This is a genomic window from uncultured Acetobacterium sp., assembly GCF_927416815.1.
GTDB lineage: Bacteria > Bacillota > Clostridia > Eubacteriales > Eubacteriaceae > Acetobacterium.
The window spans coordinates 1-17,433 of record NZ_CAKMJU010000052.1 but is presented as its reverse complement, the minus strand read 5'-3'; the positions used below and the strand labels follow the sequence as shown (position 1 = coordinate 17,433).

Genomic DNA, 17,433 nt, shown 5'->3' with positions numbered 1-17,433 from the left:
GTTGATGGGCTCTTATGAGCTCTCGGCGTTAGCCCAGGCTACCTCTGATTGTCGCCATTTTTATGATCCAATCATTGAGGATTTTTTCTTCTTCCTGTTCCTTACCGGTTTCTTCTTTGCCGATTAAGTGGACAATAATCGGTTTGATCGAATTCATCAGCATATGATATAGGGCATTTTCATCATCAACAAGCTTCTCTATCTCCAATATTTCACAGGCGAGATTATAGTCATTCTGATAAGCTAACCGGGCACTTTCATCAATAATTCCTTTGGATATCTCAACATCGACATATTGGGCCGCGAAGGCGAGATCTGCTCGCAGCTGGGGATAAAAATCGATTAGTCTGTTAATCCCATCCACACCATATTTACCCTGAACTTCTTGCAAGCCCCTGCCCATACCGACAAACTCCGGCGGCAGACCGAGTGTATACATCGCCGACGTAAAAGAAATCGCTCTTGGCACCGTGCATTTGACATTTGTATTGATCTGCAAAAGTTCATTTTTTAGATCCCGATCGGCCACCAGATCAGCTATTTCCTGCATATTGGCAATTTCTCTAATATATTCCAAGCCTGATTTTTTACTTGCCAGCCGATCCCTGTTTTTAGGCATATACTTTGCCAGCTGGCCGACGATATTGATCGTTTTTACAAAGGTGTCGATGTAATACTTGGTGAAGATCCCAATGCACTCTTGCATCGCTTCAATATCTGCCAGCGAAAAATTTCGATGGCCCTGTTTGTCACCATTGTTTTTAAGACTGTTGACAACCGCTTTTGTCTTTTCTTCGCCATGGTCATAGCGTAGGCCTGATTGGATGGTGAAGGTTTTGACTCCGGCATAGGTCTCATAGATCCGTTCCAAATTTTCTGCGGTGAAATGACCTCTAAATGGCAGGGCACCGCATCCCAAAATCGGTGAAATCTCGACCTTGTTTAATTGCCCCCATTTCAGCGATTTATCAATGCCAATCAATACCGCCAGCACTGATGCCATCATGCCATACGACATCGCCGAATCGGACTTGGCAAACATGATTCTTAAATGATCAAAGCGATTTCCGTTACTGATTGAATTGTGATAATAGTCATCCAAAATCTGATCGACATTGACAAGGGCGGGGACACTTTCAATCAGCGGGATGATTTTAATGCTATTGAGCGGAAATTGAACATCGTAATTTTTGTTGCCCAGTTCGATGACCGAGTTAATCCGTTCTTGTAAGTGGATCAGCTCAATCCCTGTTTCGACCATTGGCACGACGGTTTCTGTGATCGCCTGTACCGATGTTTGCTGATAGGCGAGCACGTTGGTCTCGACCAGTGACATAATACTCATCAGTTGTCTAAAGATCGGTTCTTTCTTGGCGTTGGGAATTCTCGGGGTTATCGACACGGTTTGGCCAGGGATGATCCCTTGACCAATTAAACCTAAGGCTATTTGCGAGGTTTGATGATAGGGTGTCAATTTACCTTCAAAATCAATCATTATTTCTTCTATTCCTAATCCGCCCTGATCCTGACTGGTCAGTCCTTTTATGGCTTCGTCGGGTTCTTGTTGAATGGTAATATAACGGTTGGCGTTATCAGGATGTTGGGTCGCCATGCTACTGGGAATTTTTCTCATCACACACACTCCTTAGACTATTTATTTTGATGAGGCTCAAGGCCTCTTTGGCTTTGATACTTGCTGCGGCCACCGTATCAGCCATTGCTGTTAGGTGGCCGATTTTTCTGAATTCGCCGGTTTCCGGCTTGCCATATAAATGTAAGTGGCAATCGGTCAGCGCCATCAATCGATCAATCCCGCTGATCTGGTATTTGCCGGTTATTGCGTCACTGCCTAAGATGTTAAACATCGCACAGGGCAATCTCAGTTCGGTCGATCCCAGTGGCATCCCGGTTATGATTCGCGCCAGCTGTTCAAATTGTGAGGTAATACACCCTTCAATTGAATAATGACCTGAATTATGTGGTCGCGGGGCAATTTCATTGACAAAAATATTGGCCCTGCTGTCAATAAAAAATTCGATGCAGAAAACCCCATAATCATCTATTTCTTGGGCAATCTTGGCGGCGATTGTCTGGATGCGCTGCTCAACTTCAGTGGAGATATTTGCCGGCACAAACGAATTGATCAGAATCCCCTGATGATGAATATTTTCAGCGACCGGATAAAACTTCATCCCATCCTGATTGATGGCAAAAATGATCGAAACTTCCTTGTCGTAATCAATCAATTCCTCTGCCATCATACCATACTTGCTAAACTCTAGAAATGCTTGCTCAAGTTCAGAGCGCTCGGTAATGACGCGACTGCCCTTGCCATCGTAACCACCCGTGCACGTTTTTAAGACAATCTTTTGATCTAACTGGTCAAATGCCGCAACCAGCTGATCCAGGTTTTCAATCAGATGAAAATCGGGAACGTCAATGCCAATATTTCGCAAGCTTGATTTTTGTCGGTATTTATTTTGAATCATCGCCAGTGTTTTTGCGCCGGGATAGATGGCGTTGCCCTCTTGTTCAAGGATTTCTAGTAATCCCACATCAATATGTTCAAACTCATAGGTCAACACATCGGTTTTTAGCGCCAGTACCTTAAGTGCGGTTAAATCATCAAATTCAGCAACCATTTGAAAATCGGCAACTTGACCAGCCGGAGAATTTGGTTTGGGATCTAGCACAATCACATTTAAGCCCAATCGCTTGGCTTCTAGCACCAACATCCTGCCTAATTGTCCGCCACCGATAACCCCAATGGTTGATGGCGAATCTAAGCGCTTTATTATTTTTCTATCTATCACTTTAACCTCCGATTTTATACAAATAAGCCAACAGCAAAACTTTTATAAAAGTTTTGCTGTTGGCTTATTTTTTGACTGGTTTCTAACCCTTCAAGCTATCTTCCAACACTCATTATTCAACTTGATTTTTTAACTTAGTCTTATCATTCAATCATTATACTACAATCATTATAATACAATTACTTAGCGTCGTTTTTTAAATCTTCTTCAATATCACGATCAGCAACAATGACTATTATTTTTTCGCCGGTTTTGGTGCTAACATCGGAATAGGTGCTGATAATTTCGACATCGATCACCGATTTTATCGTTTCAATCAGTAATTCCTGAGCATTTTCAAACAAGGCCGTTCGGACTTTTTTTATCAGTTCAACGCCCTCTTTGTTTTGAGCCAGGCTTTTTTCTGAGGTACTTAAAAAACCAGTCAGCCTGACAATAATCAAATCCTGAAAAATAATGGTTCTGATTTTGTCTGGTCCTCTTCCCATTTGTTCAATTTCAAACTTACTAATTGCCTCGCTTATTTTCGCTTCAATTTGTCCTTTTGTCACTGATATTCCTCCAAACAGGATTCAGATAAACCGCCAATCTCATTGACAACTCATTTGTTTACATAAGTATATCATAACTAATATGAAATTTTCAATTATTATTAGACAACTTAAGATTTCTTAATTTAGATGGTTCTTGATCTTACTTTTTATCGTAGGTTTTGATTATCTGTTCGGCCACCTTGCGGGGCGATGTTCGCATATCCATGGCCTTCTTTTGAATATAGCGATGGGCCTGATCTTCGGTCATATTCAAATGCCCCATCAGGAAGAGTTTTCCCCGATAGACAATCCCGAGGTCGTCAATTTTTGCTTTCAAGGCCTGGTTCTGACTTTGCAGCCTTTGGATTTTTTCCCGCGACTGACAGACAAAGCGGACGTTTTGAACCAGTAATTGCCGGTTCAGCGGTTTCGGCACTACAAAAGCTGCTGTATCGATCAGTTTTTCTTCAACATGATCGACCAGTTCGCTTTTGACGATCAGGATCACCCCAACCATATATTTTTCCAGAATATCAACGGCAAAATCGACTCCGAATTCATCGCCTAAAGGGGTGTTCACGATCACCAGATCATATTCAATTTCCTGAAGTCTCCGCCGGCCTTCGGCTGCTGAATTGGCCGAGTCAATCAGTTGGAAATTCATCGGCCGTAAAATATCCGCCAGACCACGGATGACATCATCTTGTTTACATACCAATAATACGCTGCTCATCCCCTTCACCTCCTGCCCTAGAATATTTTGCTTTTAAATATGATGCATTTAAATATTATTCATTTAAATATGATGCTGCTAATACGTTAAGAGGTAGCGATCAATTTCCCAGGGGTGAACGGTTTTGATATAGTCCATCCATTCGGCTCTTTTCAACTCGATGAATTTTTCGGTCAACTCTTCTCCCAGCACCGATTTTATCAGCGGGTCTGCTGCCATTTCATTCACGGCATCGATTAAGGTAATCGGCAGTTCTTGGATGGTATCGGCTGCCACCGGGTCTTGGTTGATCTCATCTTCGCCAAGCTTTAATTCATCCATTAAGACCATCTGCTGCTCAATCCCTTCCAGTCCCGCGGCCAGAATCAGAGCAAAGGTCAGATAAGGATTGCAGGTTGGATCCGGACCGCGTAGTTCAAAACGATAATATTCATCGGATTCCATCGGAATCCGGATCAGTGAGCTGCGGTTACCAAAGCCCCAGCCGATGTGGCGGGGGGCTTCCTTACCACCGGTTAAGCGTTTGTAACTGTTGACCAGGGGATTGGCGATTGCCGTCATCCCTTTAACATGGGCCAATACCCCAGCGATAAAGTGTCCGGCCTCTGCTCCGAGCAGGCCACCATTGTTTTCAAAAATATCATGGCCATCTTTGGATAAGGAAACGTGAATGTGCATGCCACTGCCCGGTTCATCAACCAGCGGTTTGGGTAAAAATGACGCATGCACCCCGTTTCTTTGGGCGACCGTTTTTACCACCGTTTTAAAGGTCATGATCTTATCGGCCGAGGAAAGGGCATCATCATATTTAAAGTCAATTTCGTGTTGTCCGCGGCCGGCTTCATGACGGGAACTTTCTATTTCAAAGCCCATGTCCTCGAGGGTCAGGCAAATTTCGCGACGGGTATTTTCCCCGCGATCATAGGGCGCCAGGTCAAAATATCCAGCCTGATCAGTCGGAATAGTGGTCGGATCGCCGTTTTCATCTTGCTTGAAAAGATAAAATTCACAATCAGCACTGGTATTAAACTGATACCCCAAAGCTTCTGCCCGCTTGAGCGTTTGCTTTAGGATATAGCGGCTGTCGGCTGTAAAAATTTCGCCACTAGGATAGCGAATATCGCAGAGAATTCTGGCAACCTTGCCTTGCTGGGGACGCCAAGGCAAGAGCTGAATGGTCGTGATGTCCGGGCATAAAACCAGGTCTGTTTGCCGGGATTCGGGAAAACCAACCACTAAGGACGCATCAAAAGGAATCCCGCTGGCTAAGGCCCGTTCCATCTGCATCGGCGTAATGGCAATGTTCCGATTTTGTCCAAAGAGATCGCAAAACTGAAGACGAATGAATTTTACATCATTCGCTTCAATAAATTTCATCGCTTCAATTATATTTTTCGCTAAGCTCATTCTAAACCTCCACTTATTTTAATCAGAAGCAGCATTGATTGTTATTGTTACGCTTCCATCATCAATCACTTTTATAACATAAGCTGCTTCTATAAACATAGTCACTGCATTAAATCACTATTTCTTTAACATCAATCGTAATATGAAAACTATCATAAGTAACTCTATCAACACCAGTTTGTCGGATGTTTTCTAAACTTCTACCCATTAATTTGACAAATCCACAGGTTCTGTTCCACTGCAGCAAATACAAAAAAGAACATGCTAATTGATCCCCTCTGTTTTTAACAGGAGGATCGAACGCCTTTGTTCTTTATAAGAGTTCTTATTCTATTTTTGTATACAATGTACTTAGTGTGTTAGTCTTATCATTAAAACACATTTCTGCTACAGTTTCAATTTATTTTTACTTTATTTTGACTGACAAGGTTTTCAGTTTCACATTATTGATAAAAGCCCTCTAAACCGCTAGTCTAAAGGGCTTTATCTTAGTAGAATCTCAGGTTTACCTTATTGAACCGGGCCTTTTTCCATTTGCGCCAGAACAATTTGTCTTAGCATTTCCATCGAACCGGCAAATTCCTCAAGGCTTAAGTCCGGTACCCGTTCAGCGATCAGCCGATAGCCTGCTTCAAAATCTTCAGCCTCATTTAAAGCCATCATCAAATCTGCATCCCCTAATAAGGCATCCAGCACTTTAACATGTTTTTCTTCATCAATTTTAAACTCAATACTCATTTTTGCTTTCCTTTCTATTCCTAAACAATGATTTGGCCTATGCCAGCCGTAAACAGTATCACTTCTAATCACTTGCTTTTTCTATTATGCTCAGTTCTATATGATATCTATTATATAGTAGGACTTTGTTTTTGTAAATCATTCCTGCAAGCTTTATAAGTTGATAACCATTACATGTAATTTCTTGTAAATTTTACTTTACAAGCGAGTTTTGATCGTCTATAATAAGTTTAAATTTAATATTGTAATACTAGTCACGAGAGTGGCGATAGCAAAGGTGCTTTGAGAGTGTGATGAACGCTTCTCTGAGGCGCTTTTTTTTTAGCCACTTTCTATTTAATTTTTCTAAGCTTTTATTTTAACATATCTGACAATGGTGCCATATATGTTATAATTATACAAATTAAATTTTAGGAGGACACAAACGTGCCAATTAGTGAAAATGTATCCGAACTTTTCGGATCAAGAGTTTTTAACTCTGGTGTGATGCGCAAGCGCTTACCAAAGCACATTTACGCTTCCCTGTTAAAAACAATGAAAGAGGATTTACCTCTAGAAGAAAACGTCGCTGAAGTTGTGGCAAACGCCATGAAAGATTGGGCTTTAGAATTGGGTGCTACTCATTACACGCATTGGTTCCAGCCAATGACTGGCATTACGGCTGAAAAGCACGATGCCTTTATCAACCCAACTGAAGACGGTAAAGTCATTATGGAGTTCTCTGGTAAAGAACTGATCAAGGGTGAACCAGATGCTTCATCTTTCCCATCCGGTGGACTAAGAGCAACCTTTGAAGCGCGTGGTTATACCGCCTGGGATCCCACATCCTACGCCTTTATTAAAGGCACGACCCTTTATATCCCAACTATTTTCTGTTCTTACTCTGGTGAGGTTCTGGATAAGAAAACACCACTGTTACGATCAATGGAAACCCTTAATGATAATGCCAAACGGATCTTAAAGCTTTTTGGTAAAGATGTCAAAAAAGTAACCACCACCATTGGCGCTGAGCAGGAATACTTCCTGGTTGAACGGGATATGTTTAAAAAACGTAAAGACTTAATCCTGACTGGCCGAACCCTCTTTGGTGCCAAACCACCCAAAGGTCAGGAAATGGAAACCCACTATTTCGGCCGCATCCGTGGTCGTGTTGCCAACTATATGGCAGACCTTGATCGCGAACTTTGGAGTCTCGGGATTGCCTCTAAAACACGACATAACGAAGTTGCTCCAGCTCAACATGAGATGGCACCAATCTTCACTAACACCAATGTTGCCACCGATAACAATCAACTGATTATGGAATTTATGCAACGGGTTGCTTATCGTCATGATCTGGCCTGTTTATTGCATGAAAAACCATTTGATGGGGTTAACGGTTCCGGAAAGCACAACAATTTTTCGATGTCCACCGATACTGGCGAAAACCTGTTAACACCCGGTGATAACCCGGCTGACAATAAGCAATTCCTAGTTTTCCTTTGCGCTACCATTGAAGCGGTTTACCGATACAGTGAGATGTTGCGTATCTCTGTCGCCACAGCCGGAAATGATCATCGTTTAGGAGCCAATGAAGCACCGCCAGCGATCGTTTCAGTTTTCCTTGGCGAACAGTTAACGGCAGTTCTTAAATCGATTGAAACGGGAGAGCCAGTCACCGAAGCAAAAGACCTGGTCATGCAACTTGGCGTTAAGAGTCTGCCAAACTTTATTAAAGATACAACAGACCGAAACCGAACCTCTCCTTTTGCCTTCACCGGTAACAAATTTGAGTTTAGAATGCTTGGTTCCAACCAATCGATTGCTGGTCCAAATATTACCTTGAATACCATCGTTGCTGATGTTTTAGCTGATTATGCGGATGTCCTCGAAAAAGCGGATGATTTTGAAGCAGCCCTCGAAGCCTTACTCCAAAAATCAGTTAAAGACAATAAAAAAATTGTCTTTAATGGCAATAACTACTCCGAAGAATGGGTTGAAGAAGCAGCTCGACGCGGTCTGCCAAACTTAAAAACAACGCCGGAAGCATTAGCCGAATTTACTTCTGAAAAGAATGTTGCCTTATTTGGTCGACATAATATTTTCACCCCGGCCGAAATGGATTCTCGCCAGTCAATTCTACTAGAAGAATACATCAAAACGATCAATATTGAAGCCTTAACGATGCTGAGCCTGGCAAAACGGGAAATAACCCCTGCGATCGTCACCTATAGCAAAGAAGTGGTTGATACCCTGAGCGTTAAAAAAGCCCTTGGATCGATTGATGTGACGGCCGAAACGCTATTAGCCGAAAGGTTGTCGACCCTCTTTGGCACCTTCATCAAGGCCACCGATACGCTTGAATCAACCCTGGCTGCTGCCGAAGAATGCGAATCTGAACAAGCTGAAGCCAACTATTTCTGTGAAAAAGTAATTCCTGCCATGGCTGCCCTGCGGTTCGCTGCTGATAGCCTTGAAGAAATCACCGCTGAAAAATACTGGCCATTCCCAACCTACGAAGATATTTTATTCTACGTATAATTAAACTCCCAATTAAAAAAGTATCAATCTAAAAATAATAGGGGTCGGGGTTTTTACCCCTCCCCCAGTTATTCATTCATCTTAAACTATAAGGAGGTTCAAATGAAAAAGCTTGAAATAATTATTAAACCCGAAAGACTGGAAGATCTCAAAGAAATCCTCAATACCTGTGACGTGCAGGGGATGATGATTACCAATATTATGGGATTTGGAAACCAGAAGGGTTATCAGAAATCCTATCGCGGGACGGCCTATACCGTCAATTTTCTGCCAAAAATAAAGGTTGAAACCGTAACCGATGCCGAAACTGCCGGAATTATCATTAAGATTATTAAAGACCGACTGGCAAATGATGATGAAATTGGCGGTGGCAAAATTTTCGTCTATGATGTCGAAGATGTCATTCGTATTCGTACTGGTGATCATGGCGTTGGCGCAATCTAATATGAATAGAATAAGTAAGCTAAACTATCAAAGGAGATAGGTTTTAATCCCATATTAAAGCTGTCTTCTTTTTTTATACCCTATTGAGTTATTTTGTTTCTATTTATATGTTTTTATTTGCGATTTTTGATTTGCTTGATTCAATTTATTAAGAGAGGTTATTATTATGGAATTATTAGAACTGCAACAATATCTTGATATCGTCTGGGTCTTTCTGGCCGCTGTACTGGTCTTCTTTATGCAAGCTGGCTTTGCAATGGTTGAAACCGGCTTTACCCGAGCTAAAAATGCCGGGAACATCATCATGAAAAACTTTGTCGATTTTATGATCGGCTCAATCCTTTTCTTTTTGTTTGGTTTTGGCTTCATGTTCGGACCAGACGTAGCCGGCTTCATCGGGATGGGTGGTTTCTTTGCTCCCCAGGACTTGACCAATGTCGGTGCCTTTGATGCTGTTACCCCTGAATTGTTTATCTTTTTCCAAACGGTTTTCTGTGCCACCGCAGCGACGATTGTATCGGGTGCTGTTGCCGGACGAACCAAATTTTCTGTCTATTGTGTTATTTCAGCCTTTATCAGCCTGATTATATACCCGGTTGTCGGACACTGGGCATGGGGCGGCGGATTCCTCGGTGATATGGGATTTGTTGACTTTGCCGGTTCTACCGTTGTTCACTCGGTTGGTGGCTGGACAGCCCTGATGGGTGCCATTATTGTCGGCCCACGGATTGGTAAATACAACAAAGATGGCAAAGCCAATGCCATTCCCGGTCACAGTTTAACCCTTGGTGCGCTTGGGGTATTCATTCTCTGGTTTGCCTGGTTTGGATTCAATGCCGGCAGTACTCTGGCGGTTACCCTGGATATCGGCCATATCGCCATGACCACTAACCTGGCGGCCGCAGCGGGTGGACTGACCGTTATGTTATTAACCTGGATCCGTTACAAAAAACCGGATATTTCAATGACCCTTAATGGTGTCCTTGGCGGACTCGTTGCCATCACCGCCGGATGTCTGGTTGTCGATGTCTACGGTGCCCTTCTGATCGGGATCATCGCCGGGATCGTAATCACCTTTGGCATTCCCTTTATCGATCAAAAACTGCGGATTGATGATCCTGTTGGTGCCGTTGCAGTTCATGGGATGAACGGTGTTGTCGGAACCTTGATGGTTGGTGTTTTTGCCAATTATCTGCCAGGAACCGAAGATGCAATTCTTGGTTTATTATACGGCGGTGGGATTGATTTGCTAACCGTCCAAGCGATTGGTGTGGTTGCAGTAGCGGCTTGGACCCTGAGCACCGCTTTCCTACTCTTTTATGGCCTTAAGAAAACTGTCGGCCTGCGGGTTGAAAAAGTTGTTGAAATTGAAGGTCTTGACGTTCATGAACACGGTATTGAAGCATACTCTGACTTTGTCAGCCGGATGAACTAAAGTATTTAGCCCTAAAGTATTTAAATGTTTTTAAGTGTTTGCTTTTTAAAATTATGATCAAAGCCGCTTGAGAGTTTCGAACACCCCCGCTCGAAATCCCCCACCGTGCCCTAATCAATGATTTTAAACCTAATGTTGTGACAAAAAGCCCGGGAAGTATTTCTTCCCGGGCTTTTCTCGTTTTGTTTTCTTTAATTAATTGATCGCTTTCATGCTAGGGTTAAATAATTCCTTGATGATGCCAATTCTAAAATTTGGCAAAGGCCTTGCCAAACTCGACACAACGATGGCGTCCCGCCTTATCGGGTTCTCCTAAGATGGTCAGCCCTTGGTCAAATAAAATGCCACCGAGATCCTTTACCTGGTTTTCCCACTCAACCATCCACTCGCCTTGGCCCCAGCCATGGGAGCCAAAGAGCGCGACCTTTTTCCCTTTCAGATGACCCGAAATCGCCTTAAAAAAAGGTTCAAATTCGCTTTTTTCAAGGCCTTCCCCTTCCATCGCCGGACAACCCAGGGCAATTTTAAAATAGCTATCGATACTTTTTAAATCAAAGTCAACCACGTTGACTAAAATCGCTTTAGCGCCGGCTTCATCAATGCCATTGGATATTTTTTCAGCCATAATCTCAGTGCTTTCTTTATAACTCCAATAGATTACGCCAATTTTGTCTAACAGTTCCATCTCAGTCTCCTTCTTAATGCATGAATTTAGGTTTGCCTCATTATTTACCCCAAAGAAACTCATTTAATCTTCAATCTTCAATCTTCAATTTCTAATCCCAAATTAATTTTTCTTAATTCCTCGGCCAGGATCTGGGCACAGATCTGCAGATGGTCTTCCAGTAAGGCCTTGTTTTGCCGCAGCCCTTGACGGTAATAGGCTCGGGTTTTTTCCTGGAGGGCAAATTTCCCCAGCAGTCCCACGACTGGAATGGCCAGTAAAACCGCCCCGGCAATCGAGTTTCGGATTTTTCCGCTCTTTTTTATCTGAAAGTGGGTAATCTGAGGTTTCTTCTGCCTGTCTGTCACTTCCACCAGGGCATTCCCCGAAAATTGACTGCTAAAAGCGCGATAGAATAGATAGGCCTCATTGAAAAGCGCATCCGACTCCTTGTTAATCTCATCAAAAATATCTTGCGCGTAGACATCAAAAAATTCATTGCGGCTGGTTTCTTTTTTTTCTGAGGTCGGGTTTAAAAAGCCAACCTGCTTTTGCACCACTTCCTGACAGTCTTTAAACCACTGATTTATTTTTTCCTGGCCGATCGCTAGAAGTATTTGCGGCATCTTGCCTGAAATCGAATCGAGCAGATTAACCTTGATCCGGTGAATGATTTTTTCCTTGCCAAAGACTTCGGTTTGCTTGCCACTGAGTAATTGTTTAGCATGGCTGGATACCTCGACAATATCCTGATTTTGTACCCCGGTCTTGTTAATGATCGCTGCTCGCATTGCCACTATGGCATTTTTAACATTCATCACATCGCAATGGGTTAGTACCACCAACACCGGGTTGCCATCCTTACCCAGAGCCTTGATCATTTCCAGATCAAAGTCTTCCACCCGGGCTGATTTGGCTGATAAACAATAAATAATGGTGTGAAACCAGTCCTTAATCTCGCGGACATCATGTTGATTAAGGACTTCCTGAATCAGGGCTTTCCAGCTTTCGGATTTATCCGCTTCAAGACCCCAGGAGTCGTAGAGATGGAGGGTCAACTCGGGACTCAACTCGATCGTTTCTTTAAAGATTCCCATCCCTGTCACCGGCCGTCCGGCTCCGGTTTTCATGACATCAGCGCCAAAAATATAATTACACAGTGATGTTTTCCCGACCCCGCTTTTTCCGAGGATCAGGACATTGCTTTCGCATCGTTTAGCCATGCCGGCTGGCCTTGAACCATTCCGACATTAAGTTGGCAATATTCTCCCCATTAAAATAGTCGGCCCAGTCGATGTCTTTGCCTTCTTCAAATACTGCAGTGGCACAGCGAAAGCAGATCTCCGAAATAGCATAACCCATCGCGGCAGTAAAACTAGATGCCACCACGGTGTTGACGGTGGTACCAATGGCTGTTCCTACCCCGGGAATCAGTTTGAAGAGATTGGCACTGAGAGTTTGCGCCAGTAACCGACCAGATTCAGAAACGACCACGGACCCCACCAGCGAGGACAGATTCCCCAGCTTCTGGTCCAGCGCATAGGTTTTCATGATGTGTAGCGACATCTTAATCTGGATCGGCACCAACAGCGCCGCATCCGAAAAGGGGATCGGGGTGAGTGCCACCGCTGCCGCCGCACTGGTATACAAGGGGATAATTTTATGATTGATCATTCTTTTTTTAGCCTCCAGATTGCCTTTTAAGGCACTGATAAAACCTTCCCGCAGCGATTCATCCAGATGATCAATCGCCCAGCTGATCAACTCATCCCATTGCAGATAATCCTGTAGCTCCGCAATCACGGCGGGATCGTCTGAGACACTGGTGCGGAAAAATTCAACCTGACAATGATTTCTAATCGCCGCTTCCATCGCCTGCAATTCTTCGGCATCGAGGTTATCGATCTGGGTTAGCACCACCGCCACCGGCAGCTTTTTTGCTCTTAGCATCTGGATCACATCGATATCCATATCGGTTACGCGTTTATTGCCAGCCGAAATGCAATACCAGACCTCATGAATCTGGTTGCTAAGAGCAAGCTGGGGTTGATCTTTTGCAGCCGGTTTAGTAGCGGCTGCAAAAGATTCATTTACCCAGTCTTCGACATTCGCCTTGTATTTCGATATTTTTTCAGTGCCGATCTCGTAGCCTTCGGTGTCATAAAGGACCACCCCGGTATCTTCCCGCTGATACTTGCTAATTCCCCGGGTCACCGGAATACCGTGGCCAATTTGCGCCATCGCCGCTCCAAAAACATAATTCACCACCGAACTTTTTCCGGCACCGGTGGCACCGCAAATTAGGATGTTTGGTTTCTTAATGCCTGCACTGATTTCACCAAGGGTTTTATTAAAATCAAAATCATCGGGTCGATAGTCTTTCATTTTGTTCCCTCTTTCTTGTTCTCTAATTGTTCTCTAATTGTAGCTAACTAACCGCGAACTGTTCTAGCCCCTTAAAATATCCTGCAAATAAATATCAACCATCATTTCCTGATAGCCACTATAACCGGATTTTTTAATCGCTTGTGCTAACCTTATTAATTCCGGTGCTTCGATCTTATCCAACTTTTTTAAACGGGCTGCTGAAATCATCTTTTTTGACTGGATCTTTTGATAAGCTTCCGAAGTAAAATGCCATAAGATCAATTTTTTGCCGTATCTTTTTTTGAGTTTATCGGCTATCGCCAGCCCTTCCGGGTCAAAGTCGCCACTATAATAAATGTCAGTGCCACTCTGGGCGATTTTATCTAATAGCAATAAGCTTGCCACCTTGACGTTACCCGCCGAACAAATCAGGGCGGCGGGCTGGTTCTCCAGCAGCCCGGCCACCTCACTAAAGACGGTCGGGTTTTCAAAAACAAAAACCCGCTTGTTGACACAAGTAACCCGGTCGATCATGCCAATATTCCAAAGCGAGACGTGCAGTGGTTCACTGCAATTAGCAAAGCCCGCCCAACCCGAATGGATTTTATCGCCTGCATAAGCCTGAATCCCGCGACAAATGGTGTAATTGGAAACCTCATCGTAAATCAGACCAGCCTGGTATAAGAGTTCCATCTGGGCTTCGGCATTTTGCGGATAACTAAGACTATAATAGCTGGCTAATGCGTAAAGCAGCAGCCGCCCACCATCGCGGTTCATATCAAAGGCATGGGGATCTTTGGTAACTTGCGAGGCAAAAAGTGCCAGCCGCACCTTTTCTGTTTCCGCCACCGATTGATTTAAGCCATGACAAACCTGAGTCAGCAAACTACTTAAATACTGAGGGTCTTCGTTATACTTTAAATTAAGCAGGGAATAGGCATTATTTTTATTAACCAGAACCGCTTCCAGCCACAAGCCTGCCGGGGTTTCTTTAAAGAACTTGATTATATCTTCAAAATATTGACCTTTCTGGTCTTGATACTGACTTCGCACATCCTTTTTCCAGCTCAGCTTTTCGCCATAATAGCAGCTCAATACCGCTTCAAAATCAATCCCCCGATAGCGGGTGCTTTCAAAGGCCTTGATAAATTTTTCGACTGAGAAGCTGGCACTTTTCTGGAGATAGTTCTTTTTAAACAGGCTTCTAAGCACTGCCCGCTCGTCGTCGCTGATCTTATCTAAATAGATGGTGCCACCGAGATGACCGAGTGATTCATATTTTTCGCGGATCTGTTTGATAATTCGGCAATAACCCGGGTTATCTTTGAGATAAGCGGCAAACTCATCAGGCATCATCGATCACCAGCCTTCGCAGCTTGCCGTTCCAGTGGTAATTGAGTACGGTGACAAAATCGGCATTGTCTGGCCTAATCAGCTCGCTGATTGCCAGTGAATCGACCGTATCATAATCCCCCCAGAGAATCTGCGAGTTAATAATATAGCTGAGATCCAGCTCGTTCAGCAGCCGGAACATATCACGGATATTTTGCTCATCGACCCCGGCAAAGGCCTCATCAAGCGAAAGCATCCGGGCGCTTTCCTTGCCAGCGGCTTCATAGCGGGCGTTAACCGCTGAAAATAAGGGTACATACATGGCCATGGCTTTTTCCCCGCCACTAAATTTAAAGAAGCCGTTATTGGTCAGTTCCTTACTGAGTTGGCCGGTTTTCTTGAAAAAGAGCTTAAACTCAAACCATTTCCGGTAATCTAAAATATCCCGCATAATTGAATGGAAGGTCAAATTAACGCCCTTGTCTTCGAGGGTGCGTCGGGCCAGGGCTATTTTTGAGCGGAAATGCTCAGAAAGGGCAGTAAGATCCTCATCACGCAAGAGGTTACCGTCCATTTTTAGCAGGTTGACCAACTTTTTGGTGTCTAACTGTTCTTCGGTTTCGGCTTTTTTACTGGCCCATTTTAGACTAAAGCTAAGACCCATCGAGGTATCCATTTTTTCCATCAGCTTATTCATGTTATCTACCCATTTTTCGCTGTGGAAAATCCGGGCACTGATTTTTTTACTGATATTTTTAACCAGAATATCTTCAAACAATTCCCGGTCACTTTCTTTTAGGAGTTTATCGGTTTCGTCGAGACTGTCTTTCAGGTGATCTGATAAATCATAAAAGTTAACCACCTTACCAGCGACCCTGGCGGTGATATTCATCCGGCGCCGCAAATCCCAAACCTGCTTGAAGCGATCATTCTCCTCATCAAGCGGCTGATCTTCAAAGACATACTGACTGTTAACGGCATACTCACGCAGATACTGGCTGTTGTCTTTAAAGATTTCCATCAGCCGCAGGGTAATCTGCTCCTTGTTCTGTTTCTCCGACTGGGGATTTTTTTGGATCAACTCGCGAGCCTGATCGGCCAGTGGGGCTTCAGTTCGCCGGATCAGATAGCCTAGCGCCAGTTCTTCGGTAAAGGCATCTTCCATCAATTGAAAGCGCTTTGCTGTCAATAACAGGGTTCTTTTAACCGCCGCCTGTTCCTCATAAAAACGCTCTAGCCCCAGCTTTTGCCGCTCTAGTATCTTAACGGCTTCCTCTTTTTCTTTGGGCAAGGTCTTTAAGGCCTTCAAGCAGTGTTCCAATTCTGCCTGGATGGCCGGATAATCGGTCAGTTGCAATTGTTCATTTAAGTTTACCCGAGTGATTTCCATCGCTGACCGACTTTGATTAAGCTGATTGATCTCATAAAGGAGGTCATCAATTTCCTGAAGTATTTCCTGATAACGGTTTTCGGCTACCCGCAGACTCCCAAGACTGTGCTGCAGCAAAATGGTGATTTTTTCCAGCCGGTGCAGTTCGCTGCCATAGCTAATCGCCGCGGCCTGAGCCTCTTCATAGGTTTTTAAATCCTGGGGCAGGGTGATCCGAAGGGTAATCCGGTGAACGGTTTCCTTGATCTGCTGGAGCTGGTGATAACAGCTTTTTTCTTCGTCATTCTTTTTTTGCAGCGCCTTATCACTCATCTGGGCATCAAATCCGGCCTGCTTGACGACTGTGGCAGCGGTAATCAAATCTTGTGGATCAAAGCTGGCTGTGAACTCCTGCTTAAGTAGCGCTAAGGCGGTCTTGATCTGATTAAGGATTTGCGTCTTTGCCGCTAACCGGTCGCTAATCTCACTTAGCTCCGCTTTAAGACGACTTAGTTTTTCTTCCCGATATTTGATTCTGGCAGAAGCACCAATAAATCGGGCGGTCTCCTTACCGGTCGCTCGTCCCCATAAGATGCCCAAACGATAATTGCCCTTTTCATCGATATGGGTGTGGTGGGTATGATCAATCAGGATACTATTTATCACACTGACCACCTCTTCTTTAGAAATAGCGATGAGGGCGTCATCAACTTTGAGGTACTGGTTAATGCTATGAACCATAAACTGGGGCTCGGGGAAAAGATAGTGATCACCACTAAGCTCTGGCATTGCCAGCAGTTTTTCCCGCTGAGCTGCCGGTACAATCAGGGCATCGAGAATCCCCATATCGGCCATTGCTTCTTCAATCGCGGCCTGGTTTTTTTCATCGATCCCCTCAATAAAGTCTAGTGCCTGATACAGCGGCACATGGGGAATCTGGATTGTCAACACTTTTTTAGACAACTTATTTGTGGGCTAATTTCCGATATACGGCTGGTGTGAGATACCCTAATGATGAGTGAATCCGAATGTTGTTATACCAGTTGACATAATCGGCCAGCATAAGATTTAAATATTC

Annotated in this window: 15 protein-coding genes; 3 read left to right on the top strand and 12 right to left on the bottom strand. The window is 43.9% G+C overall.

Translation table 11 applies throughout. The annotated features are described in order from the left end of the window. Nucleotides 1-28: 28 nt before the first annotated feature. From ppcA to QZ998_RS08490, 6 genes are all read right to left on the bottom strand, one after another. Nucleotides 29-1,633: a phosphoenolpyruvate carboxylase gene (gene ppcA, locus QZ998_RS08515; RefSeq protein ID WP_296559692.1), complete on the bottom strand. Its 1,605-nt coding sequence runs from the start codon at nt 1,631-1,633 to the stop codon at nt 29-31. After that, nucleotides 1,614-2,813, bottom strand: a complete 1,200-nt coding sequence (locus QZ998_RS08510) for a 5-(carboxyamino)imidazole ribonucleotide synthase (protein ID WP_296559690.1) — start codon at nt 2,811-2,813, stop codon at nt 1,614-1,616. Before QZ998_RS08510 ends, ppcA begins: the two co-directional genes overlap by 20 nt. 179 nt (nt 2,814-2,992) lie before the next feature. Then, nucleotides 2,993-3,364 carry a DUF2294 domain-containing protein gene (locus QZ998_RS08505; RefSeq protein WP_296559688.1) on the bottom strand — a complete coding sequence of 124 codons (372 nt, stop codon included), beginning with the start codon at nt 3,362-3,364 and terminating at the stop codon, nt 2,993-2,995. A gap of 142 nt (nt 3,365-3,506) precedes the next feature. Further along, nucleotides 3,507-4,079 (bottom strand): ANTAR domain-containing protein, encoded by a 573-nt coding sequence (locus QZ998_RS08500; protein WP_111888380.1) that lies wholly within the window; start codon nt 4,077-4,079, stop codon nt 3,507-3,509. A gap of 78 nt (nt 4,080-4,157) precedes the next feature. Then, a complete protein-coding gene (locus QZ998_RS08495; RefSeq protein WP_296559687.1) occupies nt 4,158-5,486 on the bottom strand; it encodes a glutamine synthetase family protein in 1,329 nt (442 codons plus the stop codon). Nucleotides 5,487-5,996: 510 nt separating this feature from the next. Next, on the bottom strand, nt 5,997-6,224 hold the full coding sequence (locus tag QZ998_RS08490; protein WP_296559685.1) for a hypothetical protein: 228 nt from the start codon (nt 6,222-6,224) through the stop codon (nt 5,997-5,999). A gap of 426 nt (nt 6,225-6,650) precedes the next feature. Here QZ998_RS08490 and QZ998_RS08485 point away from each other — a divergent pair, with 426 nt between their 5' ends. The 3 genes from QZ998_RS08485 to QZ998_RS08475 all read left to right on the top strand — a co-directional run bounded on the left by QZ998_RS08485 (nt 6,651) and on the right by QZ998_RS08475 (nt 10,623). Beyond that, entirely contained in the window at nt 6,651-8,744 is a 2,094-nt protein-coding gene (locus QZ998_RS08485) for a glutamine synthetase III (protein WP_296559683.1), read from the top strand. A gap of 102 nt (nt 8,745-8,846) precedes the next feature. Continuing rightward, nucleotides 8,847-9,188: a P-II family nitrogen regulator gene (locus tag QZ998_RS08480; protein ID WP_111888383.1), complete on the top strand. Its 342-nt coding sequence runs from the start codon at nt 8,847-8,849 to the stop codon at nt 9,186-9,188. A gap of 166 nt (nt 9,189-9,354) precedes the next feature. Further along, on the top strand, nt 9,355-10,623 hold the full coding sequence (locus tag QZ998_RS08475; RefSeq protein WP_111888384.1) for an ammonium transporter: 1,269 nt from the start codon (nt 9,355-9,357) through the stop codon (nt 10,621-10,623). A gap of 247 nt (nt 10,624-10,870) precedes the next feature. On the opposite strand, the gene QZ998_RS08470 is transcribed toward QZ998_RS08475, so the two are convergent. The 6 genes from QZ998_RS08470 to QZ998_RS08445 all read right to left on the bottom strand — a co-directional run. Then, nucleotides 10,871-11,308, bottom strand: coding sequence for a flavodoxin domain-containing protein (locus QZ998_RS08470; protein WP_296559678.1), 438 nt, complete (start codon nt 11,306-11,308; stop codon nt 10,871-10,873). Between the two features lie 77 nt (nt 11,309-11,385). Then, on the bottom strand, nt 11,386-12,510 hold the full coding sequence (locus tag QZ998_RS08465) for a GTPase domain-containing protein (RefSeq protein WP_296559677.1): 1,125 nt from the start codon (nt 12,508-12,510) through the stop codon (nt 11,386-11,388). Continuing rightward, entirely contained in the window at nt 12,503-13,672 is a 1,170-nt protein-coding gene (locus tag QZ998_RS08460; protein ID WP_296559675.1) for a GTPase, read from the bottom strand. Before QZ998_RS08460 ends, QZ998_RS08465 begins: the two co-directional genes overlap by 8 nt. A gap of 63 nt (nt 13,673-13,735) precedes the next feature. Then, the gene (locus QZ998_RS08455; RefSeq protein WP_296559674.1) at nt 13,736-15,007 is read right to left on the bottom strand and encodes a TIGR02679 domain-containing protein; all 1,272 of its coding nucleotides are present in this window, start codon (nt 15,005-15,007) and stop codon (nt 13,736-13,738) included. Next, nucleotides 15,000-17,318 carry an SbcC/MukB-like Walker B domain-containing protein gene (locus QZ998_RS08450; protein ID WP_296559672.1) on the bottom strand — a complete coding sequence of 773 codons (2,319 nt, stop codon included), beginning with the start codon at nt 17,316-17,318 and terminating at the stop codon, nt 15,000-15,002. The genes QZ998_RS08455 and QZ998_RS08450 overlap by 8 nt, the downstream gene beginning before the upstream one ends. Before the next feature lies 1 nt (nt 17,319). After that, the coding region (locus QZ998_RS08445; RefSeq protein WP_296559064.1) for an IS3 family transposase at nt 17,320-17,433 on the bottom strand (114 nt) is incomplete at its 5' end.